Below are 26,021 nucleotides of genomic sequence, written 5' to 3' on the forward strand. Positions count from 1 at the left end.
GGCCCGCCTACGAAGCCCTGCTGAACCGGTCCTCCCCGCGACCGCGGGGTTGGTCCCACGTCCGGACCGAGCGCGTCAGCAGTCAACTGGCTCACCCTGTTTTCGGGGGCGGCCCAGTGCCCAGGCGCCGCAGGCCCATACTGCGGTATTCCGCGCGTAAGTGCGCACTACTGATAGATTCGACGCATGGATACCTATCCGATCACTGAGGCCCGCAACAAGCTCGGGGCCCTGGCGCGGCAGGTCAGCGCCGAACAGAAGCACATCGCCCTCTCGGACCGGGGCCAGACCATGGCCGTCCTGATCAGCCCGGCCGAGCTGGAGGAGCTGGAGTACTACCGGGCCACCGCCGAGTACCTGGCGCGCAAGGCCCGCGGCGAGACCGGGACGGCCGTTCCCCATGATGAGGCCCGCCGCCGGGTCCTCGGAGAGGCCTCGTGACCTACCGCATCGTCTGGGAGCCCGAGGCCCTGGCCGTAGCGCAGAAGTACGCCGTCGGCGACCGGGCGGGGATCGAGCAGGTCTTCCAGGCCGTCGACCTGCTCGCCGACAACCCCAGGCCCGCGGGCGCCTTCACGGTCGGGATCAGCGGGATCTACCGGGTCCAGGTGGGCTTCTACCGCGTCCAGTACGAGGTCCACGACCAGACGGTCACCGTGACCGTGTTCCACCTCGGCCGGGCCTGACCACTCGACAACACCGGGGCCCGCGGGGATGACCCCTACATCACGGACCGCTACGGCTCGAAGTGGCCCTGCTCCCCACCCACGCGGGGATGGCCCCTCCCGATCCAAGTCCGTCGTCGGCCTGGAGGGCTGCTCCCCACGCCTGCGGGGATGGCCCCCTCTGGCGCGCCGACAAGGTTCTGGTCAGCAGCTGCTCCCCGCGCCCGCGGGGATGCCCCCCTCACCCGCTGGTCCCTGCTCGCCGTCGGCTCCTGCTCCCCGCTTCTGCGGGGCGGCTCTCGATTCCGGTTTACCGGAGGCGTGGATGTGTGGTCAGAGGGCTGGTGGTGGTGTGATCTGGCAGAGGACCACGAGTTCGAGGCGTGGGACTACGTAGTAGGCGAGGAGGCCGCCTGCGACGTCGAGGTAGTGCATCGGCTCGCCGCTGCCCTGGTAGGTGGTCCCGTCCAGGTAGAGCGCTTCGGCAGCACGGACGAGCTCGGCCGCCCTCTGCTCGACAGCGGCGAGGAAGTCGGCCGGCGCTCCGGCGGTGACGTGCTGCTTGCTGGGCAGGTACTCCCAGCTCCAGGTCATCCGTTCACCGCCGCGTAGGCGGAGCGGTAGACCTCGGCGACGACGGTGGCGTGCTCCCTGCACTCCTGGACGGTGCCGGCGTGGTTGGCGAGGTAGTTCGCCCGGTGGTAGGCCCGCGCGGTTGCCGGGTGCCGTTCGATCTCCACCACGGCGGCCCAGTGCGCGACGAAGGCACGGATCGGCTGGACGCTGCCGCTGGTGATGGCCTCGGCCATGGCCTTCGTCTGCCCGTCGACCATCTCAGGGAGGCGGTCCGCGGCAACAACGGCCAGGGCGGCTTTGAGCGCGGCCGGGTTCTGCTCGGGCCGGGGGATAAGCTCGACTCCGTCATGCACCGGCTGACTCATAGCGGCACTCCCTCTCTTCTCTGCTGCGAGGCTACTCGCTCCGCGAGACGCACTTCACTCACCCGCAGAAGTCAGCCGTCCTCTGCCCCCCACATCCGCATCCGCAGGAACAACCCTTGGGCACAACACCGGCAAGGGCCACCCACCGGGCAACCCCATGCGGTGTCGGAGGGCCGTGGGAGCATGCGCCCGCACCACCACGCTCCTTGACACCTCCACAACACTGTCCACAAAGCTCCTGCTCCCCACACCCGCGGGGATGGCCCCCCGGCTCCTGCTGACCGTCCTCGGCATCACCTGCTCCCCGCGCCCGCGGGGATGGCCCCACCGCTGGCTCGTCGGCGGCAGAATCCGAACCCTGCTTCCCGCGTCTGCGGGGATGGTCCCTTGCTGTTCCGGTACAAGTGAACGTGCAGGGCTGCCTGCAGAACCCGTTCCCGTGACTCCTGGCCGTAGGGCATGATCGGGGGCATGGCGGAAGCAAATCTGGATCAGCTGGCACAGTTGTGGGGCGAGTTCAGGGGCATGCCCTTCCCTCCGGGCTTCTACCTGCGAGAGCCCGAGGGTGAGTGCGTGGTGATGATGGACTCAACGCTCGCCGGCTGTATCGCGTCGGCCTTGGACGGCCCCCTGGATGCCCGGCACCGGGACATCCTGCAGGGACGCACTGCGAAACTTGGAACGATCCTTCCGTCCATTGCTGATGACGAATACGCCACGAAGTACTTCACGCACTTGCACGGGACCGCCGTGCTGGCCGCTGAGGTCAATAGGGCTCGAAGCGAGTAGTGCCGGTCAGACCGGTCAGGCGACACCGGCTTCGCCGTCAAGTGAGGTGGTTCTTGAACCTGTAGCTGGGGACGCTGATCGGGAGGACGTCGCAGTGGTGGAGGAGCCGGTCGAGGATGGCGGTGGCGAGGACTTCGTCGCCGAAGACCTGTCCGAATTCTCTGAAGCTCTTGTTCGAGGCCAGGATGATCGAGACCTTCTCGTACCTTTTCGAGCACGAGGATGCGCGACCGCAGATAGGTGTGCAGTTTGCGGCTCAGGCGTCCGATGGAGTCGGCGGCCTTGAGCTGGCGGACCATGTCGTCCAGCGAGGTGAAGTAGATCGTGAAGCCGGCCCGGCAGGCAGCCACTGCCAGGGCGATAGCGATGCGGGTCTTTCCGACGCCGGGCGGGCCGAGCAGTGCGACGTTGGTCTTGGTCTCGGCGAAGTTCCTCGTACCGTTCCGCGAAGACATCGATCGCCTCGCGGAGCGTGCAGCCGGTCGCCCTCTGGATCAACATGATCGCCTGGACGACTCGATGGTCAAGGATGTCGCGGTCCACGCTCTCCGGCAGCTCGTTCACGGACCGACCGCACCAACGGCCGTTCAACCGCGCCGGTCAAGATCACCTGACGGAGGACAACGCTTTGACCTTTGCCAGGTGACCTTGACCGGCCCGGTTGGGCTGTTCCACCGGGGCATCGGGGGATCTTGCCGTCCGTCCTACCGCCCCTGCTGGGGAGGAACCGAGTTACGGCGGGTCTCTTCTATGAGCATGTTGATGTAGTAGGCGAGAGTTGGGCCATCTCGCGGGTCGTCAGCCTCGAAGGAGACGCGCCGCAGCAGTGGGACGCTGTGGAGCGTGATGCCTTCGCGGGCCAGGACGAAGACGGCTGCGAGGAAGGCGGCGCGAGCGTTGCCGTCGTCGAAGGGATGGAAGAAGCAGACGTCGAGGTAGGCGCGGGCGGCGCGGGCGGTGATGGGCAGTGGATCGTCGAGGCCGGGGGAGCTTTCGGCTAGACAGGAGTCCATCCGGGCGCGGGTGTCCGGGCCGATGCCGTAGCGCTCCCGGCCTTCCTTGGCGAATGCCGGCCTGCTGCGGAAGGGTGGCGGCTGGTTGGTGCCCAGGACGTGCTGCTGCCATCCGCGGAGGAGTTCGAAGTCGAGTGCGGCGCCGCGGGCCGCGTCGGTCCGCGCCAGGTCGAGTGCGGCGAGCATGCCTTGGGCACGGGCGGGGTCCAGGGCGTGGTCGAAGGTCCGGATGTCGTCGGCCGCACCGTCCCGTGCTGCAGTCACCGGTCCGCTGTCGCTGACGGGGCACTTCTGCCAGGGGGCGGTCGCGCGTATCGTGAGCCAGCTCTGCAGGTGGTCCCGCGCGGGAGGGGGGTCGGACCACTCGCCGTGATCCGGCCGCAGCGACAACGAGAGCCGCTCCGCGACCTCCTCGACCAGCAGCACGTCAGGGCCGGTCCAGCTCTTGAACCGTCCGCCGATCGCCTGGTCCACCATGGTCCGTGCGACCGAGGGTTCGACTCCCCAGTGCGTGAGGAACCAGGTGAGTACCTGGCGGCAGTGCCCGTGCCAACCGCTGCCACAGCCCGTGCGGTCGGTCACCTGCAGGATCAGGTGGTGTGCGGCGCGCTCCCAAAGGATTCGCTGCTCGCCGACCGAGGAGAGGTCCAGCGGGTACGCGTCGAAGCGTCCGGCGAGGCTCTCCAGCCACGCACGCCACTCGGACAGCGCGGAGGCGACCCGGGCCAGCGTCTCTTGCGGCATGGTGATCGAGTCCCTGGGACAGCACCAGCTCCCCACCGGCCCGCCGCCCACATCGCCTTCGTCGTGCGCCCAACGCCAGCCCACGCTCCAGCGGCCGTAGTGCTCGACGAGGGCGTGGGACATCGCGTCGGCCCACGCGCGACCCTCATCGAGCCTCCGGCTAGTCATTGCCCGGTCGGCCGAGGAAAGATCGACACGGTGGGGAACATGCGAGGCCGGCCCGAGAGAGTGCACCACCTGGTGCACCGCGGCAGCGTCGAAGGGGTATCGGGAAGGGTCCACGTCATCCCAGCTCAGATCGCTGGGGGTCAGCGTACGGATCACCGCCCAAGCCTGCCGACCGCTGACCAGCCCCTCAACAGGTTTTCCGCGAACCCGGCCCCCACCCCCGGCAAGACCGGCCATGCGCGTATCGGCAACAGCTGCCGAACACACCCAGTCAAGATCGAGTAGCAGAGACCCCCATGAGGTTTGACCGCTCGTTTAGGGTCTGCAAAAGAACGGCTCTGTCTCATATCCGGTGGTGACGTTGTGTAACGGTCGAGGCTGTCGTGGCCTCGGATCGCCCGCCGTCGCCATCGTGGCTGGTCGGCGGGCCCATCGCCGCTCGCCATACGGAGGGTTTGTACGGTCATCGGTGTAACTCCCGATCAAGGAAGAACACCTGATGGGCCAAGGCGGCGGCAACCACAAGAAGCACCCTGCGATGGCTGGCCGCGCCCGCTTGCCCGTGAACGGTTACGGCTTCCACGTCGCGGTCATCGACGTGCCCGGTCACGGCGACCGGCCGCGCACGGAGCACGACGAGGCGGAGATCACCGCGCTGTTCACGGCCCGAACGGCCGGCGAACCGGAAGGCCCGATCGTCATCCGCTACAACGACCACCTGGCGAAGCTCGCCGTGCCCGAGTACCGGGCGCTCCTGGACGCCCTCCGGGAGCGCCCGGAGATCGGCGCCGACGGCCCGACCGATTTCTGGGGCATCAACATGAGCACCGCGATCGGCGTGCCGTTCGTGGCGGCCGAACCGAGAATCACGGCTGAGGTCTTCGGCCAGCACTGGCCAGACCGGCTGGCCGGTTACGCACAGCAGATCACCATTCCCGTCGAATTCGACCTGCAGTGGGACGACGGGCGCATCTCGCGCGAGGAGGGTCTCGCGCTGTTCGACGCCTTCGCCTCGGCGGAGAAGCCCCTGCACGTGGGCTCGGGCAAGCACAAGGAGCTGCCCCGCTTCGAGGCCGATAGTGCGGTCCGGTCCTTCACCCGGCACCTCGGCACTGCGGCCCCGACGGCCTGACGCGAATGGTTGTGGTGTCCGGCCGGACACCACAACCGGTCAGATCGAAGCTGACCGCCATGATCACGACGCCGTCCCGGCCGAGTCGCGACACTCGTCGACCGGCACCGCGCGCCCCCTCCCCCTGCGCAAGGTGACGCGGGTCACATGGGCCCCATGTCACGAACGGAACGGGAGCTTGCGTCTGGTGGTCGTCCGCACGGCGGGAACGACCGACATGAAAGAGACAGCAGAGCGATGAACGCTGCAGCAGCACGACGGCACGAAGTCCTGGTCCTGGGCGCCGGCTATGCCGGGCTCTCCGCCGCGATCCAGCTGGCAGCCCGCACCGGGAAGCGTGGGCACCTGCGGGTGACGCTGGTCAACCCGTACGACACCTTCACCGAGCGGCTCCGGCTGCACATGACCGCCACCGGTCAGGAGACGGCCGAGATGGACATCCCGGCGCTGCTGGACGGCACCGGAGCCGAGTTCGTCCGAGGCTGGGTCACCGCGGTGGACGCCGCGGCGAAGACCGTCCGGATCGACGACGACCGCATCCTGCGGTACGACACCCTGGTCTACGGCCTGGGCAGCGTCGCGGACACGATCACGGTCCCCGGCGTGGACGAGCATGCCTACACCCTCAACAGCGCGCAGGACGCCGCCCTCCTCGCCGACCGGCTGGCCCGGCTCGGCGGCGGGACCGTCGTGGTCGGCGGCAGCGGCCTCACCGGCATCGAGGCTGCCGCGGAGATCGCCGAGCAGTACCCACAGCTCCAGGTGGTGCTGCTGGGCCGCGGGGAGCCGGGTGCGAGCATGCACCCGAAGGCCAAGGCCCACCTGGACGCGGCGCTGGCCCGGCTCGGCGTGCAGGTGCGCAGCGGCGTCGAGGTGGCCAAGGTGCTGGCGGACAGCGTCGAGCTCGCGGACGGCACCGGCGTCGAGGCGGCCGTAGTGCTGTGGACCAGCGGCACCCGCGTCTCGCCGCTGGCCGCCGCCGCTGGCCTGACCGTCGACGAGCGCGGCCGGGTGGTCACCGACGGCGCCCTGCGCTCGCTCTCGCACCCGGATGTCTACGCGGTGGGCGATGCGGCGGCGATCCGGCAGGGCTACGGCGTGATGCACGGGACCTGCCAGGGCGGCATGCCGACCGGCGTGCACGCGGCCCTCGCCATCTTGCGGGTGCTGGCCGGCAAGGAGCCCAAGCCCTTTCGCTTCGGTTACTACCACACCCCTGTCAGCCTGGGTCGGAACGACGGCGTCGTACAGTTCACCCATCCGGACGACAGCCCGCGCCGGATCGTGCTGACCGGCAAGCGGGCCGCGAAGTACAAGGAGACGGTCACCGCCGCACCGTGGCCGACCTTCGCCCGCATGAAGAAGATGCCCGCCTCGGGCGCCCTCTGGCCGCACGGCGGCCGCTACACCCGGATCCGGAGCGCCAAGTGACCCAGCCGCAGCAGGCCGACCCCGAGCAACTCGCCTTCCAGCAGTACCGCACCCTGCTCTTCTCCGTCGCCTACCGCCTCCTCGGCTCCGCAGCCGACGCCGAGGACGTGGTCCAGGACGCCTGGCTCAAGTGGTCGGCGGCCGACCGATCCCAGGTCGCCGACCCCAAGGCCTACCTGACCCGGATCATCTCCAACCTGGCGGTGGAGCGGCTCCGCTCCACCCGCCACCAGCGCGAGACCTACGTCGGGCCGTGGCTGCCCGAACCGATCCTCACCGGCCCGGACACCGCCGACAACGTCGCCGCGGCGGACTCGGTCTCCATGGCCCTGCTCGTCGTCCTGGAGACGCTGAGCCCCCTGGAGCGCGCGGTCTTCGTGCTGAAGGAGGTCTTCGCCTTCAGCTACGCGGAGATCGCGCAGGCGGTGGAACGCTCCGAGACGGCAGTGCGGCAGGCCGCGCACCGCGCCCGCGAACACGTCCGGGCCCGCCGGCCCCGTTTCCCCGCGGACCGCGCCCGCCAGCGCGACGTCACCGAGCGGTTCTTCGCCGCTGCGACCGGCGGCGACATCAACACCCTCATGGAACTGCTCTCCCCGGACGTGACGCTGTGGACCGACGGCGGCGGCAAGGTCCGCCAGGCCCTCAAGCCGGTCGTAGGCCTTCAAACCGTGGCCGGTTGGTTCGCCGCACTCGGCACCGCGACCTACCAGGGCGTCACACCCGATCAGATGCGGGCGGAACTCACCTCGATCAACGGCGGCCCGGGTGTGGTCTTCCGCGGCCCGAACCGCGTGGTCGCCACGATGACCTTCGACTTCGACCCGGAGGGACGCATCTCGGCCATCCACAACGTGGCCAACCCCGACAAGCTCCAGGCCATCGCCGACGGCACCCGCCGCGAACTCACCTGAACCAGAACACCGGGACCATCCGCGCCCGCGAGGATGGTCCCAGGGCCGGGCAGGACGGGGCCAGCAGTCGGTGCTGCTCCCCGCGCCCGCGGGGATGGTCCCCGAACACCGGGCAGCTTGGCGAACTGGTTCTGCTGCTCCCCGCGCCCGCGGGGATGGTCCCCCACGTCACCGAGGGCGGCCGGGTCGAATTCGCCTGCTCCCCGCGCCCGCGGGGATGGTCCCTGCGTCATCCGGCGCCGCACCTTCGAGGCCCACTGCTCCCCGCCCGCGCTGGGATGGTCCCTCGGCGGGATGGCCGCCGTAGTGCTCCACGACCTGCTCCCCGCGCCCGCAGGGATGACCCCTAGGCTCGCTGGCCCCGGCTGCCGCTGCCAGCCCGTTCCCCCACCGCGCGGGGGTGGTCCGGCCGCCGCACGGGCGGCCTAGGGCGCGTATTTGGTCGTGATCAAGCGGTGGCTCTGGTGAGGTCCTTGATCCAGATCATGGCGCCGCGAAACTGGAGGCCGGCGAGGTAACTCTCGGGCTTCTTGTCGAACCGGGTGGCGATGCCCCGCCAGGCCTTCAGCTTGTTGATCAGGCGCTCGACGGTGTTCCGCTCTCTGTAGAGCTCGGCGTCATGGCTGACGGGACGACCGCCTCCGCTGCCCTTCTTCTTCCGGTTGGCGGCCTGGTCCCTCTTCTCCGGGATGACCGCTTTGATGTGGCGTTTGCACAGGTAGGAGCGATTGTCGCGGGACGAGTAGGCCATGTCTCCGGCGACCGCGTCGGGTCGGGTGCGGGGGCGGCCGACCGGCCCGCGAACCCGCATCTTCTTCAGCACGGGGATGAACTGCGGGCTGTCGGCGGCTTGCCCCTCGGTCAGAACGAGCACCAGCGGGCGGCACTTACGCTCGCCGACGACGTGGACCTTGCTGGTCTGACCGCCCCTGGACCGCCCGAGCAGGGCAGCCTTCAGCCGGAGCTTTCGCCTGCGCCGGACACGCCGCCGCTCGTCCTGCTCCGGGTCGTCTGTGGCGCCCTGCCCGTCTTGTCCCTCCGAGCTGCCCCCTTTTGGCGGGCCTTCTCCGCTTCCTCGGCGGCCTTCTCCAGATCGGCGAGCGTGTCGGGGTCCAGGTGTATCCCAGCGGCGTCATGGTGGGCCCGGACGGTGGTGGAGTCAACGCTGACCAGCGACAGGTCCACCTCACCCCGCTTGGCGGCCTCCGCGATCGCGCCTTCCAGCAGGGCCTCGAAGACGCCGGCGTCCCGCCATTGCCGGAACCGGTTGTGGACGGTCGACCAGGCGCCGAACTCCCTCGGCGTCTCACGCCACTGGCTGCCGGTCTTGAAGTGCCAGATCACGCCCTCGAACTGCCGGCGCAGTTGTTCGGGGTACGGGCCGTACTCGCCGATCGGGAGGTACGGCTCGATGAACTCCCACTCTGCATCTGATAGTTGCACTCGCGTCACGGAACACGGTCTACCGGATCAGACCGCACCGCGAAGACAACTTCCCAGAATGATCACAACCAAATACGCGCCCTAGGGACAGTGCCTTGTTGCCCCTGTCCGTACGGGGCTAGCGGCCGTGGTGTCGGAGAACCGTGGGAGCATGCGCCTACACCGCCGCGCTCCTTGACACCTCCACAGCACCACCCCCAACGACCAGCCACCGCTACGGCACGCGCCGGCCTCCCAGCACACAACCAGGCGACCGCAGAGCCCCACCCCGTCCACGCGCTGAAGCACTACCAGCCTGCCCCAGGAAAGAAAGTGACCTAATGTCACCAATGCCCGAATCCCTGAAGCTTGCGGATTCCCGGCCACCAGCACATAACACCGCAGGTCAACAAGACTGCTCCCCGCGCCCGCGGGGATGGTCCCGGGGCCACCAGCGGGACGAATCCGCAGGTCCGCTGCTCCCCGCGCCCGCGGGGATGGTCCGCAGGTGGGGAGCGTCAGGCAGAAGACTACATCCTGCTCCCCGCGCCCGCGGGGATGGTCCCGCGTGGGACGGCTACCTCCGGGGCGCGGCGATCTGCTCCCCGCGCCCGCGGGGATGGTCCCAGCTCGCGCACGGCCTCGGCCACCTCCTCGTTCTGCTCCCCGCGCCCGCGGGGATGGCCCCCGTTACGACTCACGCGCTCGCGCGCGTGTGGGCTGCTCCCCGCGCCCGCGGGGATGGTCCCACGTCCCGCTACGTCTGCAAGCTGGCCGGCTGCTGCTCCCCGCGCCCGCGGGGATGGTCCTGGGTCGGTGGTGTTCATGCCGCCAGTTCCTGTTGCTCCCCGCGCGAGCAGGGTTCTGCCCATATCCTGCGGGCTGTGACGGCGGTATACGTGTTGGATGGCACCCGGGTCAGGACGCTCGAAGACTTCTGGCGGCTCATGGGCGAAGCGATCAACGGCCCTGGAGGCTACTTCGGCAGGAACCTCGATGCCTTCGCTGACTGCCTCAGCGGTGGCTTCGGGCAGCCTGACGACGATGACTACACGGTCGAGTGGCGGGACCATGAGGCCTCTCGTGAGCATCTCGGATACCCGGAGACGGCTCGCCAGCTGGAACTTCGTCTCTCACGATGCCACCCCACGAATCGCCCTGCTGTCAGTGCGGACCTGGCTGCGGCACGTGATCAGCGCGGGCCGACTGTCTTCGACTGGCTGGTCCAGATCTTCGAGGATCGTGCTCCCGACGTCTTGCGGCTTCAGTAGGTCCACCAGGACCACCTGCTTTCTCACCGCTTCGGCAGACGGGTGGAGGTCCTCCCTGTGCGAGCGGGGGTCAGCTGTCCAGGGCGACCCCCGGAACCGGCTCGTGAGCGTCCTCCCCGCGCCCGCGGGGATGGCCCCTGGACAACGGCGGTCGCCTCGGAGCCGAGGTTCGGCTCCCCGCATCCGCGGAGATGGTGGTTATATCCCATGGGAGTGGATGGCGCTCCAGTCGAAATGGCGCCAGGATCGGCTGGCGATGTTGCGTCAGGCCGCCATGCCGAGTTCGGTGCGGGTGCGGTTGAGGAACTCCCGTACGGCCGTTTCCCGGCGCCACGGTGCAAGGGCCGCATTGAACTCGCGGACATAGTCCAGGGCGCGGGTCGACTGAACGCGGGCAAGGACGTCCACTGCCTGGTTGCCGAGCTTGAGCCCGTGGTCCAGGTCGCGGTCCTGGAGGTGGGCGGTCCCGACGATCGCCAGCCGCATGCCCACCGAGCGGGTGAACATCCCGGGCTGCATGGCCGCGGCCTGGGCGTTCCAGGCCAGGGCGGCCTTGGGGTTCTTCAGGTCGCGGAAGATCTCGGCGGCGTCGGCGGAGAGCCGGGCGTGGTGATAGAAGTCGATCCAGGCGGGTTCCCCAACGCCGTCGCGGGCCTGGTCGAGCAGGCTCTCGGAGGCGGCCAGGGCGGCCGAGGCGGCCCTGGCGTTGTTGTCGCGGGCGTGGGCCCGGGCCTCGATCAGCTTGGTGAAGGCCAGCACCCGCGGGGCGGCCTCACTCTTGGCGCGTTGGAAGGCGCCCTGGGTCATGTCGATGGCCTCGCTGGGGAAGCCCCTCAGGAGGGTCTGCATCGCCATCGTGGTGAGGACGTAGCAGCCGAGCTCGACGTCGCCGCCGGCCCGCGCGAGGCGGAGGGCCTGGATGAAGTGCCGCTGGGCGGCGTCGTGCTGGCCGACGTCGAAGGCGGTCCAGCCGGCCAGGCGGGAGAGTTCGGCGGTCACCGAGAACAGCTCGCGTCCCACGTTGTCGCCGAACGAGCCGTTCAGCAGCGGCACGGCCCGCTCTTGCAGGCAGGCGGTGACGGAGTTGGCCTTCCAGTTCCCGCCGCCGTACTTCGAGTCCCACCGCCGGGCGTCGGCGGCGGCCTCCCGCAGTTCGGCGAGGTCGGCGGCGCCGACCCGGCCGCGGCCGCGATGGGCGGCATCGTCGTCGGCGGGGGTGACCAGCCAGCGGGTGACCGGGGTGGCGAACGCGGAGACGGCGAAGCCCGTTCGGGTGAGGAAGTCGCGGCGGTCCACAGTGCTCCAGAACGAAGTGGCGACGCGCACGGCGTCGGCGGGATCTCGCGGGAAATCCAACCCCACTGCAGCGTCGGGTGTCTGCGCATCCGCCATACCGATCTCCGCCAACTGCACGGGCCGGCCCAGTCGTTCGCCGATCGCTCGGGCCAGCAGCCTGGGCACCGGCCAGTCGGGGACCATGCCCCGGCGGCACCAGTTCGCGACCGAGGTGTGCGTGTAGTTGGTGGTCAGCCCGGCCTCAACGGCGAGCTGGTTCACCCGGTGGGCCAGCGATTTGTGGCTGGCCCCGTCGCACTTGTCGATCATCCGGGCCAGCGCGTCGTTCGGCGGCTTGGCCCGGCGGGTGGTCGACGCCACAGCGTCCCCCTCATCCGTCCGCGCGGCTCTGCACGGAAGTCGTACGTGACTGGGCACGAGAAGTCGTACGTCCGGCAGGCGACGCCGGATCACCGAGGGTATTGCCTTGGCTGCTCGCGGTGAACCGCTTTCGCGCGTTGTGCGCCCCCTTGCGAGCCCTGCCCCGGCCCGGCCGGACGCGGTTGTCTGATGCCCCGGGCCTCCGCCGGGCCGGACCACAGACCGTCCGGCGGGGGCCTCCACCGATTCACGCTCGGGGGTGACAACCAGATGTGCGGAATCGCAGGACTGGCCGGCGCTGACGCCGCCCGCCACCAGACGACCGTCGCCGCGATGGGGATCGCTCAGAGGCACCGCGGCCCCGACGGCACCCGGCACCTGATCTCGGCCGACGGCCGGGCGGTGCTGTCCATGAACACCCTGCTGATCGTCGACCCTGCCGCCCGGTCCGGCCCCTACGAGGACCCGGCCAGCGGCGTCGTCCTGACCTTCAACGGCGAGATCTACAACTACCGGCAGGTCGCCGCTGCCTGGGGCATCCCGCTGGAGCCCGGCGAGAGCGACGCCCACCTGGTGTTGCGGGCCTGGGCCAAGATGGGGCCGGCCTGCCTGGCCGCCTTGGACGGCATGTTCGCGCTGGCCGTCTATGACCCGCGCGAGGGCCGGCTGTTCCTCGCGCGGGACCGGCTCGGCGAGAAGCCGCTCTACTGGCGCCTGGACGGCGGGCGGCTCGCGTTCGCCTCCGAGGTCACCACGCTGACCGGCTACGGCACCGCCCCGCTGGTCGTCCGCCCGGAGATGCTGAGCATCGAAACGCCGGCCGGCGTCGACACCCCGTTCCAGGGCATCCAACTCCTCGCGCCGGCCACCTTGCTGGCCTTCGACGTCGCCACCGGTTCCCTGGCCCAGCAGACCTGGTGGGCGCTGGAGGGGCTTGAGCCCTGGCAGGGCGACTACCGCACCGCGCTCGCCCGTATCTCCACCCTGCTGGCCGACCGCGTCCCGCTGCGGTCACCCGGCTCCGACTTCGCGCTCCTGCTGTCGGACGGGCTCGACTCCTCCGTGCTGGCCTACTTGATGCACCCGCAGGTCTGCATCACGGTCCGCTACCCCGGCCAAGACCGCCTGGACGAGTCCGCGACCGCGGCCGTCGTCGCCCGCGACATCGGTGCCGAACTGATGGTGATCGAGCCGACCGCCCAGGACTTCGCCCGCGCACTGCCGGAGATCATGCACGCGCTGGACTACCCGATGGGCAACGCGCCCACGTTCTCCGCGCACATGGCCTACCGGGCGATCGCCGAGCGGGGCATCCGGGTCGTGGTGGGCGGGCTGGGGCCGGACGAGTTCCTGATGGGCTACGTCCGCCACGTGCTGGTCCTGTTCGGACCGCAGGCGGTGCTGGGCGCCGGGCTGGAGTCCTACCGGCCGCTGGCCTCCAAGCTCCTGCACCCGGCCGGTGAGCCGCTGGAGCCGGCTGAGGCGATCGTCCGGCTCATCCTGCGCAGGCAGGATCCGGACGGGTGCCTTCGCGAGGTCGTCGCCGACACGCTCCGGCGGGCGAAAGGTGACCTGGCCCGGGGGCTGACGCTCGCGGGCCTGGCCACGGCCTGGCGCCCGCTGGTCATGACCAGCGACAAGCTGGCCTCCGTGTTCGCGCTGGAGCGGCGCTCGCCGTTCCCGGCACGGGACCTGGTCGAGTTCTGCTACCAGCTGCCCATCAAGCACAAGATCGGCGATCCGGCGGCCGGGAAGCGGATCCTGCGGGACGCGGCGAAGTCCCTCGGCCTGCCGCGGGAGGTCTGGGGCAGCCGGGACAAGCTCGGTTTCGCCTCCCCGGTCCCGAGCTGGCTGAGCGGCCCACTGGAGGGTTGGGCGACCGCGCAGATCAGCTCCGCTCTCGACCAGGCCCCGCGTTCGCTGCGGCCGCTGCTGGCCGGCGGACTGAGGCCCGGCGGGCGGTTCGACCGGACCCGGATGCAGTCGCTCATGGCCGCGTCCTGGTTCAACGACCATCCGGTGGCGGTGATATGACGGGCCGTCGGCTCACTACGGTGAGGGAATGGACTCCCAGACTCTCCCCGACGAGCCGTCCGCCGCCGAACCGCGCGGGGCCGAGCCGCGCGGGGCCGTCGCGATCATCACCAACCGGCGCGGCGAGCTCCTGCTGCACCTGCGCGACGACATCGCCGGCATCGCCTGGCCCGATCACTGGAGCCTGCTGGGCGGCGGCTGCGACCCCGGCGAGGACCCGGCCGCAGCGATCGTCCGCGAACTCGACGAAGAGGCGGGCTTGGCCGTCGACGGCCTGGCCAAGCTCTTCGAGACGAAGGACAGCGTCGGCTCCGGCCAGACCATCACCTTCTTCGTCGGCACCTGGGACGGCGACGAGAGCGCCCTGCCGCTCGCGGAGGGCGTCAAGCTCCAGTTCTTCGCCTCCGAGCACCTGCCCGTCCTGACCATCCCGCCGTTCATCCGCCACGGCATCCACCGCTACCTCGCCGCCCGGCCCGCCTGACGCCCGTCCTCCGAGAGGGGCGGGGCGCCGGCCGGGCGGCTCCATCCCTTCCGGAAGGACACCGTTCGTGAAGCTCACCGTCATCGGCTGCGGCTACCTCGGCGCGACCCACGCCGCCGCGATGGCCGAACTCGGCCACGAGGTCCTCGGCATGGACATCGACCCCGACAAGGTCGCCGCCCTGAACGCGGGCCGGGCCCCGTTCTTCGAGCGCGGCCTGGACGAGCTCCTGGCCAAGCACACCGCCAGCGGGCAGCTGCGGTTCACCGCCTCCTACGCGGAGACCGCCGCCTTCGCCGGCCTGCACTTCATCGGCGTCGGTACCCCGCAGAAGCCCGGCGAGATGGCCTACGACCTCGGCCCGCTGTTCTCCGCCGTCCGCCGGCTCGCTCCCCGCCTGACCGGCCCCGCCGTGATCGTCGGCAAGTGCACCGTCCCGGTCGGCACCGCCCCGCAGGTGATCGACATCCTGCGCGAGTTCGCCCCCGCCGGCGACCAGGTCGAGGTCTGCTGGAACCCCGAGTTCCTGCGCGAGTCCCACGCGGTCGAGGACACCCTCCACCCCGACCGGATCGTCCTCGGCTTCACCGGCGAGAACACCCGGGCCGAAGCCGTGATCCGCCAGGCCTACGGCAAGATCATCGAGTCCGGCACGCCGGTAATCGTCACCGACCTGGCCACCGCGGAGATGGTGAAGTCCGCCGCGAACGCCTTCCTCGCCACGAAGATCTCCTTCATCAACGCGATGGCCGAGGTGTGCGAGACCTCCGGCGCCGACGTCCAGCTGCTGGCCGAGGCCCTCGGGCACGACGCCCGAATCGGCCGCCGGGGCATGCGGCCCGGCCTCGGCTTCGGCGGCGGCTGCCTGCCCAAGGACATCCGCGGCTTCATGGCCCGCGCCGGCGAGCTCGGCGCCGACCAGGCCCTGACCTTCCTGCGCGAGGTCGACGCGATCAACAACCGCCGCCGCGAGCGGATGGTCGACCTCGCCCGCGAACAACTGGACGGCATGATCAAGGGCAAGCGGATCACCGTCTGGGGCGCCGCCTTCAAGCCCGGCACCGACGACACCCGGGACTCCCCCGCCCTCGCCGTCGCCCAGGCCCTGCACCAGGCCGGGGCCACCGTCACCGTCTTCGACCCCAAAGCCCTCGACAACGCCCGCAAGGCCCACCCTCAGCTCGAATACGCCGATCACCCGATCGAGGCGGCCGACAACGCCGACCTACTGCTGCACCTGACCGAGTGGCCCGAGTTCACCCGCATCGACCCGGCCGACCTCGCCACCCGCGTCGCCGCCCCGCGGGTGATTGACGGCCGCGGCACCCTCAACCCCGCCCGCTGGCGGGCCGCCGGCTGGACCCACCGCACCCTCGGCCGCCCTTAGCGGGGACATCTGGCCAATTGGGGCCCCGAGACGGTCATTCGGCGCTCGGCGTCGCACACGCACTGCGAGGATGGTCCTGGCCGCCGCGTGGGTGGCCTCGGGACAGCGCCTTGTGCCCCGTGTCCGTGCGGGGCTGGCGGCTGTGGTGTCGGGGGGCCGTGGGAACATGCGCCCGCACCACCACGCTCCTTGGCAGCTCCACAGCACCACCCACAACGACCGGTTACCGCCATGGCACGCGCCGGCCTCCCAGTACACAACCAGGCGACCACTGAGTCCCACCCCGTCCACGCGCTGAGGGACCACCAGCCCTCCCCAGGAAAGAAAGTGACCTAATGTCACTGCTCCCCGCGCCCGCGGGGATGATGAGGATCCGCGAAATTGGCTCTGACCGAAGTTTCGTGAAGCCGCCCTGGCGAGCTTCATCGGGGTAGCGTGGCCGGGTGGCAGAGCTCGACTTCGTCGAACGAACCTTCGTGAACTTTCGCGACCACCTCTTCCCCGATGGCAGAGGTCACGGTTTCCGCTGGGTCGATCTGAAGTTCTTCCGGTTCGCGCGAGACTGCCAGGACCCGGACTTGCTCACCGCTGTTGTCGCGCATGAGCAGTTCCGTGACGACTACGCCGGAGGTGGTGTCGACCCCGACGGCCTCCGACACGGACCGTACTGGCTCAACGTGATCAGCCCCGACGAGTACCAGCCGGTCAGCCGCGACAGGACCGCGTTGGTGCTGGAGGAGTGGGTGAAGCAGTGCGGTGGCCTCCCGAACTCGCTGGAGGATGCACTCGATGCGACGCTCCGTGCGACGGTGAACTCGGCCGGCCGTCTCTACTGCCTCCGAGACCTGGGCAGTGATGCCTTCCACGACTGGGGCGGCGTGCACGACGAGTTCCACGAGTTCGTTGCCATCGACGACGATCGGCAGGCCCTGACTCTCCTCGTTGCGGCTGATGACTGATCACGTGATCTTCATGGTCGGGTGAGGATCCGGATCCGGAGGAGTCGGAAGGAGGCCCGGCCGTACATGGCTCTTTTGAGTGTTTTGACCCGGTTCACGTTGCCTTCTGGTCGATCCAGTCCGGCAGGAGGGCACCGAGGCGGTTGGTCATCAGGTCGTGGAAGCAGCGGGCCAGGTCGTAAGCGCGGGCGATGTCCGGGCAGGCGATCCTGACGTCCAGCAACCTGTCCTGCTGGCGCTCGGTGAGGGTGCCGGTCGGCCGCGTGATCCAGGAGGTGATCCGGCGGGGGCTGGGGATGTCGGCGCGGACGGGTTCGGCGGTGCCCTCGCGCAGGGAGGCGACGTAGCGGCGCACAGCGAGGACGCTGCCCCGGTAGCCGCGTTCGGTGATCTCGCGGAACAGTTGCTGGGCGGTGGTGCACCCGGCGGTGAACCGGCTGTTCAGGTAGGGCTTGAACGGGTCGAGCAGCCCCTGCTTGCTCGCGCCGAACTCCCTTTCTGAGGCGAGGAGTTCGTCCAGCGGGGTGGTCTTGAAGCGGCGGACGGTCTTGCGGTCGAGCCCCAGGTGGCGGGCGATCGCACTGATCGTGCACTTCTGGTCCAGCAGGCGGTGGACGTCCGCGCAGCGGTCGTGGGTGCGCTCGACGATCGGGGTGCGGGGCAGTTGCAGGACCGGCAGGTCGATCGCCGGCGGCTCGGGAGGCACCTCCTGCTCGGCGTGTTTGCGCAGGCAGACGCGGTGCTGGTGGCAGGTCTTCTCGACCGCGGCGGACAGGTTCTGCAGCAGGTGCCAGCGGTCGGCGACCTCGGTCGCCTCCGGCACGGCCTCCTTGATCGCCCGGCTGTAGGCGCTGGCACGGTCGCGGCAGACGATCTCGGCACCGGGGTGCTCGCGCAGCCAGGCAGCGAAGGTCTCCGAGGTCCGGTCGGGCAGGACGTCGACGACGCGGCCCGTCTCGACGTCGACCAGCAGAGTGCCGTAGGTGCGGCCCCGGCGGAAGGCGAACTCGTCGACGCCCAGCACCCGCAGCGCTCGCTCGGGCACTTCGGGCGCTTCGAACAGCCCGAGCAGCCGGGTGCGGCCGACCGCGACGCTGAGCTTGCGGCACAGCCGCTCGCCCGCGCGGCCTCCGAGTTCGACGGCGACGGCCCGCAGCCACTCCTTCAGCCCGGTGCTGGAGCGCAGGTGACGCTCGCTCAGTCCCCGGACCTGCTCGACGAACGTCCGCCGACCGCACCGGAGACGGTCGCAGAAATACCGGAGCACGCGCAGCCGTATCAGCAACTTCCGCCCTGCCAGAGGGCGTTCAGCCACCGTGCGCCAGTACGTGGAGTGGACCCGCCGCCCTCGGATCCCGCAATCCGGGCAGCGGACGGCTGGACCGCACGCGGCGACCTCGACCAGCACCAGGTCCAACCCGGCGGTCACCCGCTCCAGTTCAACATCGACTCCGGGGAACAGCACGTCTTCGATCGAATCGAGAGCCACGTCAAAGTCATCCCGAAGCGAAACGATCCTGCATTCACACCGACGACCTGGTGTGCCGCGATTTTCCAGGTAGATCCGTTCCCCACGGATCGCCATCCGCAGCAGAGCCTGGGCCGCGACACCCGATCGGCAGAGTCCGGGGCTCCCGCCGTCATCAGGGCAACACATCGGGTTGAACGTGTTCAAATCTGATGCCATGATGAGGCGCTCTCGGTCGATCGGCCTGCCTTTTCATGCTGTCGGCCGGGTACGTTCGCGCACGTTGAACAGAACAGGACAGGTGGCCGTGTTCAAGAAGGCAACGCCGGTGCGTTGGCGGTGGGCTGTGCCCGTCGCCGTGGTCCTGATTGTGGTTCTGCTTGAGCCACTGACCTTGATCGCGGCAGGATGTGTCGGCTTGGTGCTGGGCGACCAGCGTCCCGACGAAGTCGTGGTCGGCCAGAACGACATGCTCGGAACCTGGAAGAACGGCTACGGCCTGACGCTGCACCTGGGACCGGACCACCAGGCCGCCGCTGACGGCATTCCGGGCACGGCCCCGTGCGAACATGACGGCACTTGGATGTTCTACGTCCGCCGCGAATCCGGCGCCTTCGTCAGCGAACAGAGCGCCACAGAAGGGCAGGCGGCATCCGCCACCTTCGGGAAGTTGGTGGACTGCTACTTCGACCTGAGCGTCTTCCGCATCCACGGCGAATACGTCCTGTGCACCGTGGACGACCCGGGCAGCTACTGCACCGACCGCGAACTCCTGCACAAGACTCCCGAACCCAACACCCCTGCCGCCATGCCGTGACCGAAGCCGGGCATGGCATCCCACGAAAAACGCCCCTGCACCGATCTCTGCAACTTGGACATTCCCAAAACTGCGGCCAGAGCCAAATTCAAAGAGCGCCATTAGGGTGGTCCGGCCGCCGCACGGGCGGCCTAGGGACAGTGCCTTGTTGCCCCGTGTCCGTGCGGGGCCGGCGGCTGTGGTGTCGGAGGGCCGTGGGAACATGCGCCCGCACCACCGCGCCCCTTGACACCTCCACAGCACCACCCACAACGACCGACCACCGCCACGGCACACGCCAGCCTCCCGGTACACAACCAGGCGACCACTGAGCCCCACCCCTTCCACGCGCTGAAGGACCACCAGCCCACCCTAGGAAAGAAAGTGGCCTAATGTCACCAATGCCCGAATCCTTGAAGCTGGTAAATTTCCGGCCCACCAGCACATAACACCGCAGGTCAACAAGACTGCTCCCCGCGCCCGCGGGGATGGCCCCAATCAGCTGACCGATGCCCAGCTCTCGCAGCGCTGCTCCCCGCGCCCGCGGGGATGGCCCCAGGCCGTCGGCGCCGCTGAGTTCGATCCAGCCCTGCTCCCCGCGCCCGCGGGGATGACCCCTGCACGGCGACGAAATCGCCGGCCAGCACCGTCTGCTCCCCGCGCCCGCGGGAATGACCCCGACCTCGCGGTACGCCTCGGGCTTCGACCGGTCTGCTCCCCGCGCCCGCGGGGATGGCCCCTTACAAGTTCAGGTTGTGTAGCGGAGCAGGCTCGTTGTGGTGAGGCCGAAGTCGGAGGGAGGCGGGATCGGGACGGTGTCACCGAACTTTCCGGACCACTGCCGACGGTGCGACCCAGTGGACCGCGACCAGTGAGGTGGTGCACGCTGCCTGGAGCGCCGCCGCGGGGCCGCGTGGACCGATCTTGTGGGCGACCCGTGAGGCGAGGTAGTGCGGCGTGTTGCCGGCCAGGATCTCCGTGTCCGTCAACGAGCCCAGCTCCTCGCGGCGGGACCGGACGGCCTCCGCGTACGAGGTGTCGGTGCTGCCCGCGTAGACGCCCATGGCCCCCGGGAAGGGCTCCGGGTCGCAGCCCGCGTCCTCCAGCGCCTTCCACCGCGCGTTCCGGGAAGACCCGGTGCTGAGGGCTGATGATGTGGGACTCCCGGGGCGAGAGGCCGGAGTACCCCGCATCGAACCACTCGGGGTACTTGAGCAGCCCCGGTGCCCCGGACCAGGTTCTGCCAGAACTCTCCCGGGTCGGGGGCCCCGGGGTGACGGCGCGCCATGCCGATGACGGCGACGAACGAACTGTCGTCCTCCTGCTGGGCCGTGGCGTCGCCGTGGACGCGGCTCCTCATGCCGCTCCCCCTCCCCGAACGTGGTCGGCCGGCCGATCCGCCCGTCTCCGGCCCCGGGACGTGCCCGTCGAGGTGGGCCGCCAGGCTGCGGACGGTCGGATGGCGGACGGTCGGATGGTGGAAGAGTTCGATCAGCGGGGGGGTTCATGCCCGGACGGGTGGTGATCCGGTCGAGAACCGCGTGCAGCAGGACGGAGTGGCCACCGAGGTCGAAGAAGTTCTGCTCCACACTGACGTGCGGTGCTTCCAGCACCTCGGCCCAGACGGCGGCCAGGGCCCACTCGGTGTCCGTGAGCGGGGGGCCGGGGGCCGGGAGCCGGGGGCAGCGTCGGCGGAGGGTGTCGGCTCTGTGCTCACGGGTCTCCTCCCGCACGAGCCAGGCGCGCCCGGTCCGGCGTCATCGGTAGGTCGGGGATCGCGTGTGCTCCTCATCGCTGTGAGTACCGGCCGGGCGCCGGCACGGCGGTCGGTGCGTGGGACTGGTGCCGGCTGAGCCGGTGGTACTCGCCGCCGGCCCGCATGAGCTGGGCGTGTGTTCCCTGCTCCGCGATCCGGCCGTCCCGCAGCACGACGATGACGTCGGCGTCGCGGATGGTGGAGAGCCGATGGGCGATCACCAGGCAGGTGCGGCCGTGCCGCAGGCGCGAGGTCGCCCGTTGGAGGAGGAGTTCGGTGCGGGCGTCGACCGCGCTGGTGGCTTCGTCGAGGATCAGCACGGCGGGGTCGGCGATGAACGCGCGCGCGATGCAGATCAACTGTCGCTCGCCGTCGCTCAGGCGTTCGTCCGCACTGTCGACCATCGTGTCGTACCCGTGCGGAAGAGCGTGCACGATGTGGCTGACACCGCAGACCCGGGCGGCCTGCTCGATCTGTTCCGGCGTGGCGTCCGGTCTCCCGTAGCCGATGTTGTCGCGGATGGTGCCGCTGAACAGCCACGGCTCCTGGGGGACGAGCCCGATCTCGGAGCGCAGCGCGTCGCGTGACACCGAGGCGATGTCCTCGCCGTCGATGAGGATGCGCCCGCCGCCGACGTCGTAGAACCGCATCAGCAGGTTCATCAGGGTCGTCTTCCCGGCGCCCGACGCTCCGACGATCGCCGCGGTCCGTCCCGGCTCGATCACCAGGTCGAGGCCCTTGATCGTCAGCTCGCGGCCGTGGCCGAAGGACACCTGCTCGAAGGCGATCCTGCGCGGCCGGACGGCCGGCAGCCGTCCCGGGCCGTCGGGGGCCTCCTCCGGCTCGTCGAGCAGGGCGAACACGCGGGCCGCCGACGCGATGCCCGACTGGAACAGGCTCGACATCGAGGCGAGCATGCCGAGCGGCTGCGAGTACTGCCGCGAGTACTGGACGAACGCGACGACGCCGCCCAGCGTCAACTGCCCGCCGACCACCCGCAGAGCACCGACCACGCAGAGCAGGACGTACCCCAGGTTTCCGATGAACAGCACCAGCGGGGCGAGCAGGCCGGAGGTGAACTGCGCGAGCTGGCTCGCCTCCCTCACCTCGGCGTTCCGGTGCGCGAACGTCTCGCGGAACGCGCCCGCGCGGTCGAACACGGTGACCAGCTCGTGGCCGGAGTAGGACTCCTCGATGTGCGCGTTGAGTTCTCCGGTCAGTCGCCACTGGTCGCCGAAGAGCCGTTGGCTCCGCTTCGCCGTCAGGGTTCCGACGGCGAGGGTCAGCGGCACCGGGACCAGTGCGAGCAGGGTCAGCAGGGGGGAGATGCCCAGCATCATGACCAGGACGCCGACGACGGTGAGCAGGCCGAAGAGCACCTGGGTCAGGGTCTGGGTGAGCGAGTTGGCGATGTTGTCGATGTCGTTGGTCATCCGTGACAGCAGCTCACCGCGCGAAGAGCCGTTGAGGTAGCGGAGCGGGAGCCGGTTGAGCTTCTCCTCGACGTCGTCGCGCAGGGTCTGCACGACGCGGGCGATCGCGCTGTTCTGCGTGTACTGCTGGGCGAATCCCGCCAGGGCGCCGAGGACGTACAGGCCGGCGGCCGTCAGCAGGAGGTTGCGTACGTGGTCGAAGCCGGTGCCGGCCAGCACCGCGTCGATCGCGCGGCCCCAGATCAGCGGGCCGGCCAGATTGGCCAGCACGCCGGCCGCAGCCAGGGCGAGCGACCCGGCCACCGACACCCGGACGTGCCGGAACAGGCCCGCCAGCCGGCGCGACGTCGCGGCGAAGCCCGCGCCGTCCTCGCTGCCCGCGCCGTCCTCGCCGTGTCCACGCTTCCGGCGGCTCATGCCGATGCCCCGATCGTGTCCTGCGCGGCCACCAGTTCCCGGTACGTCCGGCAGCTGTCCAGCAGGGCCGGATGCGTCCCGTCGGCGACGATGCCGCCCTCGTGGAGCACCACGATCCGTTCGGCGTCGCGGATGCCGGTCGTCCGCTGCGATGCCAGCAGGACCGTCGTGTCGGCCGTGGCCGTACGCAGCGCCTCCAGGAGTCGCGCGGACGTTTCGGGGTCGAGCGCCGAGACCGGATCGTCGAGGAGCAGGAGCCGGGGGGCGGCAACGAGTGCGCGGGCGATGCACAGCCGTTGCCGCTGGCCGCCGGAGACGTTCGTTCCGCCCTGGACGATCGGTGACTCGAGCCCGTCGTCCATCGCGGCGACGAACTCGCGGGCCTGCGCGACCTCCAGGGCCTCCCACAGCTCGGCGTCCGTGGCGTCCGGCCGGGCCAGCCGCAGATTGCTCGCGACCGTCCCCCGGAAGAGCAGCGAACGCTGCGGAACGATCGCGAGGTGACCGCGCAGCCCGGAGGAATCCATGGTGCGCAGATCGACGCCGTCCAGCCGGACCGATCCCGACGTCACGTCCTGAAGCCCCGCGACGACGGAGAGCAGGGTCGTCTTGCCGGCGCCCATCGATCCGACGATCGCCACCGTGCTGCCGGGCTCGACCGCCAGGTCGATGCCGGACAGGACGTCGGCGGCGGCGCCCGGGTACCGCAGCGTGACACCGCGCAACTCCAGCCCCCCGCGGATCGGGACCGGGCCGGTGGGGCGGCCCGACGGCCGGAGCACGGGGGCGGAGTCCCGCACCGCCCGGATACGTCCCGCCGCGACCATCGCCCTGGGCAGCAGCATCACCGCCGAGGCGGCCGTCATGGCCGCCCCGAGGATCAGGACCAGGTAGGTGACGCAGGCGGTCAGACCGCCGATCGGCAGACGTCCCGACGTAACCCGGTGGCCGCCGAACCACACCACGGCCAGGATCGACAGATCGGTGACCAGCATGACGGCCGGGACGAACGTCCCGTTCAGCCGCCCCATCGACCGGGTCGCCACCGCCAGTTCCTCGTTCTCCAGCCCGAACCGCTCGGTCTCGAAGCGCTCGCGGGTGAACGCGCGAATCACCGTGAGCCCCGTCAACTGCTCGCGCAGGACCCGGTTGACGGCGTCCAGCCGGTCCTGGATCCGGCGCGACACCCGTGCCATCCGGCGGAGGACCACCCCCAGCACCGCACCCAGCAGGACGACTGCCACGACGACGACGAGGGACAGCCCGGTATCCGTGCGGAAGGCCATCCAGGCCCCGCCCAGTACCGTGAGCGGCGCGGCGGCCGCCACCGTGCCGAAGGTGAGCAGGAAGGCCTGTATCTGCTGCAGGTCGTCGGTGCTGCGAGTGATCAGCGTCGGCGTTCCGAAGTCCTGGTGCTCCCGGTTGGAGAAGGTCGCGACCTTGTCGTAGACGTCCGACCGCAGGTCGTGCACGACGTTCGTGGCCGCCCGCGTTCCGGCGTAGGACGACAGTGCCGCCGCGAGCAACTGGACGACACTGGCGATCAGCATCCACCCGCCGGCTGTCCGGATGTGTCCGATGTCGGTGCGCAGCAGACCGTTGTCGATCAGGTCCGCATTGATCGCCGGCAGGTACAGGGTGGCGGCGACGCTGACCGACTGGAAGGCGATCAGGCCGGCGAACCACCGGCGGTGCTCGCCGATCCGAGCGTGAACCAGGCCCATGGGCCGGCCTTTCGTAGGAGGTGGTCAGGCGATGACGAAGCTGGGGTGCAGCAGTCCGGCCGGGTCGTACCTGCGGGCCAGGCGCAGCAGTCGGTCACGGTGCGCGGCGTCGAACCGTTCCGCGGCGGTGCGCCGGTCGGGGCGTCCGAAAGTGAAGTTCGGCGAGCTGCCCACGGCGTCCGCGGACCAGTCGGCGAACAGTTCACCGTGCAGCGCCCGCGCCCGCTCCGCGTCCGGCCCGGCCGTCGGGGTGACCGCGCACAGCAGGTACTGCGCCTCGCGGTGGCTGACTGCGTTCGGCACCCTCGGCGGAGCCGACAGCGCCCCTCCGAGGTGGCGGACCGTGAGGATGGCGGGGAGCGGATGGTCCGGCGCCGAGACGGCGACGGCGTCGCGGAGGCGCTCCTCGTCGACCGCCCGCAGCAGGACGTTGTCGCCGAGATAGGCGTGCGGCTGGTCCGGCTCGCCGAACACGGTGTGCGACTGCTGGTAGGGGATCTTCCGCAGGCTGTCGTGCACGGGCTTCAACGCCCGCAACGGGGCCACGAGTTCGTCGGCCTCCGCAGGCGGGCCGAGGTGGGCGAGCTGGACGTGCGCCAGGTGCTGACCGGGAAACCCGAGTGCGGTCAACGCCGAGGTCGTCTCCGGGGGCAGGGTCGCCGTCCAGCGCAACCAGGCGGGGACCACGTCGGGCGTCTCGCGCAGGTCGAACACCAGAGCGCCGCCGACCAGCTCGGCGACCGGCATCAGAGCGATCTCCAACTCGGTCACGATGCCGAAGCTCCCGCCACCGCCGCGGAGCGCCCAGAACAGGTCCGGCTCCTCGTGTTCCGAGACCGTCAGCAGGGAGCCGTCGGCGGTGACCAGCTCCAGGCGCGTGACGTGGTCGGCGGCGAAGCCGTAGCGACGGGCCATCAGCCCGATGCCGCCACCGAGCGTGTAGGACACCGCGCCGACGCCGGGCAGGCTCCCGGACAGCGGCGCCAGGCCGTGGCGCGCGGCGGCATCGATCACGTCGCGCCACCGCGCTCCGGCGCCCACCCGCGCGGTGCCGGCGTCCGGGTCGACGTCGACGTCGTCCATCCCCCGCGTCGACACCAGCACGCCCCTGCCGGCCAGCGGTCCGGCGAGCGCGTGTCCGGTGGCCTGAACCGCGATCGGCATGCGGGCGTCCGCGGCGTGCCGGACGGCCGCCACCACGTCACCGACGCCCCGCGCCGCCACCACGAGGGCCGGCCGGTGCTGCTCCCGCAGTTGGAAGCCGGCCCGGTGCCCGTCGTACTCGGCAGCGCCCGGGCGGTGCAGCACCGGCGATTCGGCGTCGGTCGTGCGGTCACTCATCGCGAGCACCTCTCTGGATCAGGGGTGCGTGGGAGCACCCGCTCGGCGAACGGACAGGTCGTCGTCGCACGGCCAC

General features: G+C 70.2%; 21 protein-coding genes, 4 pseudogenes and 1 CRISPR repeat array. Of the genes and pseudogenes, 12 read left to right on the top strand and 13 right to left on the bottom strand.

Annotation, left to right across the window (positions count from 1 at the left end; translation table 11 throughout):
- Nucleotides 1–186: 186 nt before the first annotated feature.
- Both HUT16_RS01465 and HUT16_RS01470 read left to right on the top strand, forming a co-directional pair.
- A complete protein-coding gene (locus HUT16_RS01465) occupies nucleotides 187–441 on the top strand; it encodes a type II toxin-antitoxin system Phd/YefM family antitoxin (protein WP_176184660.1) in 255 nt (84 codons plus the stop codon).
- Entirely contained in the window at nucleotides 438–686 is a 249-nt protein-coding gene (locus tag HUT16_RS01470; RefSeq protein ID WP_176184662.1) for a type II toxin-antitoxin system RelE/ParE family toxin, read from the top strand. Before HUT16_RS01465 ends, HUT16_RS01470 begins: the two co-directional genes overlap by 4 nt.
- 312 nt (nucleotides 687–998) lie before the next feature.
- Here HUT16_RS01470 and HUT16_RS01475 read toward each other — a convergent pair whose 3' ends face one another.
- Both HUT16_RS01475 and HUT16_RS01480 read right to left on the bottom strand, forming a co-directional pair.
- Entirely contained in the window at nucleotides 999–1,259 is a 261-nt protein-coding gene (locus HUT16_RS01475; RefSeq protein ID WP_176184664.1) for a hypothetical protein, read from the bottom strand.
- A complete protein-coding gene (locus HUT16_RS01480) occupies nucleotides 1,256–1,606 on the bottom strand; it encodes a hypothetical protein (RefSeq protein WP_254897584.1) in 351 nt (116 codons plus the stop codon). The genes HUT16_RS01475 and HUT16_RS01480 overlap by 4 nt, the downstream gene beginning before the upstream one ends.
- Nucleotides 1,607–2,077: 471 nt before the next feature.
- Between HUT16_RS01480 and HUT16_RS01485 the strand changes: the two genes are divergently transcribed.
- The gene (locus HUT16_RS01485) at nucleotides 2,078–2,395 is read left to right on the top strand and encodes a hypothetical protein (RefSeq protein WP_176184666.1); all 318 of its coding nucleotides are present in this window, start codon (nucleotides 2,078–2,080) and stop codon (nucleotides 2,393–2,395) included.
- A gap of 37 nt (nucleotides 2,396–2,432) precedes the next feature.
- Here the strand turns inward: HUT16_RS01485 and HUT16_RS39595 are convergent.
- Together HUT16_RS39595 and HUT16_RS01495 are read right to left on the bottom strand one after the other, a co-directional pair.
- A pseudogene (locus HUT16_RS39595) lies at nucleotides 2,433–2,832 on the bottom strand (ATP-binding protein); the annotation flags it as partial.
- Nucleotides 2,833–3,099: 267 nt separating this feature from the next.
- Nucleotides 3,100–4,476, bottom strand: coding sequence for a Fic family protein (locus HUT16_RS01495; protein ID WP_254897585.1), 1,377 nt, complete (start codon nucleotides 4,474–4,476; stop codon nucleotides 3,100–3,102).
- Between the two features lie 340 nt (nucleotides 4,477–4,816).
- On the opposite strand from HUT16_RS01495, the pseudogene HUT16_RS01500 reads away from it, so the two are divergent.
- The 3 genes and pseudogenes from HUT16_RS01500 to HUT16_RS01510 form a co-directional block, all read left to right on the top strand.
- Nucleotides 4,817–5,452: pseudogene (locus tag HUT16_RS01500) on the top strand (alpha/beta hydrolase); the annotation flags it as partial.
- 237 nt (nucleotides 5,453–5,689) lie between these two features.
- Entirely contained in the window at nucleotides 5,690–6,883 is a 1,194-nt protein-coding gene (locus tag HUT16_RS01505) for an NAD(P)/FAD-dependent oxidoreductase (protein WP_176184670.1), read from the top strand.
- Complete coding sequence (locus HUT16_RS01510) at nucleotides 6,880–7,797, top strand: RNA polymerase sigma-70 factor (RefSeq protein WP_176184672.1); 918 nt, start codon at nucleotides 6,880–6,882, stop codon at nucleotides 7,795–7,797. The genes HUT16_RS01505 and HUT16_RS01510 overlap by 4 nt, the downstream gene beginning before the upstream one ends.
- Nucleotides 7,798–8,245: 448 nt before the next feature.
- Here HUT16_RS01510 and HUT16_RS01515 read toward each other — a convergent pair.
- Nucleotides 8,246–9,249, bottom strand: a pseudogene (locus tag HUT16_RS01515) (IS5 family transposase).
- Nucleotides 9,250–10,103: 854 nt separating this feature from the next.
- On the opposite strand from HUT16_RS01515, the gene HUT16_RS01520 reads away from it, so the two are divergent.
- On the top strand, nucleotides 10,104–10,490 hold the full coding sequence (locus HUT16_RS01520) for a barstar family protein (protein WP_176184674.1): 387 nt from the start codon (nucleotides 10,104–10,106) through the stop codon (nucleotides 10,488–10,490).
- Between the two features lie 264 nt (nucleotides 10,491–10,754).
- On the opposite strand, the gene HUT16_RS01525 is transcribed toward HUT16_RS01520, so the two are convergent.
- Complete coding sequence (locus HUT16_RS01525; protein ID WP_176184676.1) at nucleotides 10,755–12,146, bottom strand: sporulation protein; 1,392 nt, start codon at nucleotides 12,144–12,146, stop codon at nucleotides 10,755–10,757.
- 333 nt (nucleotides 12,147–12,479) lie between these two features.
- Between HUT16_RS01525 and HUT16_RS01530 the strand changes: the two genes are divergently transcribed.
- The 4 genes from HUT16_RS01530 to HUT16_RS01545 all read left to right on the top strand — a co-directional run bounded on the left by HUT16_RS01530 (nucleotide 12,480) and on the right by HUT16_RS01545 (nucleotide 17,010).
- Nucleotides 12,480–14,180, top strand: a complete 1,701-nt coding sequence (locus HUT16_RS01530; protein WP_176184678.1) for an asparagine synthetase B — start codon at nucleotides 12,480–12,482, stop codon at nucleotides 14,178–14,180.
- A 28-nt stretch (nucleotides 14,181–14,208) separates the two neighbouring features.
- On the top strand, nucleotides 14,209–14,664 hold the full coding sequence (locus HUT16_RS01535; RefSeq protein ID WP_176184680.1) for an NUDIX domain-containing protein: 456 nt from the start codon (nucleotides 14,209–14,211) through the stop codon (nucleotides 14,662–14,664).
- Nucleotides 14,665–14,731: 67 nt separating this feature from the next.
- Entirely contained in the window at nucleotides 14,732–16,051 is a 1,320-nt protein-coding gene (locus HUT16_RS01540) for a UDP-glucose/GDP-mannose dehydrogenase family protein (protein WP_176184682.1), read from the top strand.
- 443 nt (nucleotides 16,052–16,494) lie between these two features.
- Nucleotides 16,495–17,010, top strand: coding sequence for a hypothetical protein (locus HUT16_RS01545; RefSeq protein ID WP_176184684.1), 516 nt, complete (start codon nucleotides 16,495–16,497; stop codon nucleotides 17,008–17,010).
- Between the two features lie 94 nt (nucleotides 17,011–17,104).
- Here HUT16_RS01545 and HUT16_RS01550 read toward each other — a convergent pair whose 3' ends face one another.
- Complete coding sequence (locus HUT16_RS01550) at nucleotides 17,105–18,697, bottom strand: ISL3 family transposase (RefSeq protein WP_368662662.1); 1,593 nt, start codon at nucleotides 18,695–18,697, stop codon at nucleotides 17,105–17,107.
- An 82-nt stretch (nucleotides 18,698–18,779) separates the two neighbouring features.
- Here HUT16_RS01550 and HUT16_RS01555 point away from each other — a divergent pair, with 82 nt between their 5' ends.
- Entirely contained in the window at nucleotides 18,780–19,295 is a 516-nt protein-coding gene (locus HUT16_RS01555; protein ID WP_176184688.1) for a hypothetical protein, read from the top strand.
- Between the two features lie 446 nt (nucleotides 19,296–19,741).
- A CRISPR array of direct repeats spans nucleotides 19,742–20,014; the repeat unit is 24 nt; unit sequence CTGCTCCCCGCGCCCGCGGGGATG.
- 78 nt (nucleotides 20,015–20,092) lie between these two features.
- On the opposite strand, the gene HUT16_RS37700 is transcribed toward HUT16_RS01555, so the two are convergent.
- The 6 genes and pseudogenes from HUT16_RS37700 to HUT16_RS01580 form a co-directional block, all read right to left on the bottom strand.
- Nucleotides 20,093–20,338, bottom strand: a complete 246-nt coding sequence (locus HUT16_RS37700; protein ID WP_254897586.1) for a beta-ketoacyl synthase N-terminal-like domain-containing protein — start codon at nucleotides 20,336–20,338, stop codon at nucleotides 20,093–20,095.
- Nucleotides 20,260–20,634 carry a beta-ketoacyl synthase N-terminal-like domain-containing protein gene (locus tag HUT16_RS39600; protein ID WP_368662663.1) on the bottom strand — a complete coding sequence of 125 codons (375 nt, stop codon included), beginning with the start codon at nucleotides 20,632–20,634 and terminating at the stop codon, nucleotides 20,260–20,262. Before HUT16_RS39600 ends, HUT16_RS37700 begins: the two co-directional genes overlap by 79 nt.
- 172 nt (nucleotides 20,635–20,806) lie before the next feature.
- Nucleotides 20,807–21,007, bottom strand: a pseudogene (locus HUT16_RS39605) (phosphopantetheine-binding protein); the annotation flags it as partial.
- A gap of 55 nt (nucleotides 21,008–21,062) precedes the next feature.
- Entirely contained in the window at nucleotides 21,063–22,880 is a 1,818-nt protein-coding gene (locus HUT16_RS01570; protein WP_176184692.1) for an ABC transporter ATP-binding protein, read from the bottom strand.
- Nucleotides 22,877–24,604 (bottom strand): ABC transporter ATP-binding protein, encoded by a 1,728-nt coding sequence (locus HUT16_RS01575; protein ID WP_176184694.1) that lies wholly within the window; start codon nucleotides 24,602–24,604, stop codon nucleotides 22,877–22,879. Before HUT16_RS01575 ends, HUT16_RS01570 begins: the two co-directional genes overlap by 4 nt.
- A 24-nt stretch (nucleotides 24,605–24,628) precedes the next feature.
- Nucleotides 24,629–25,945 (bottom strand): FAD-binding oxidoreductase, encoded by a 1,317-nt coding sequence (locus tag HUT16_RS01580; protein ID WP_176184696.1) that lies wholly within the window; start codon nucleotides 25,943–25,945, stop codon nucleotides 24,629–24,631.
- Nucleotides 25,946–26,021: the final 76 nt, after the last annotated feature.

This window comes from Kitasatospora sp. NA04385 (assembly GCF_013364235.1).
Lineage (GTDB): Bacteria > Actinomycetota > Actinomycetes > Streptomycetales > Streptomycetaceae > Kitasatospora.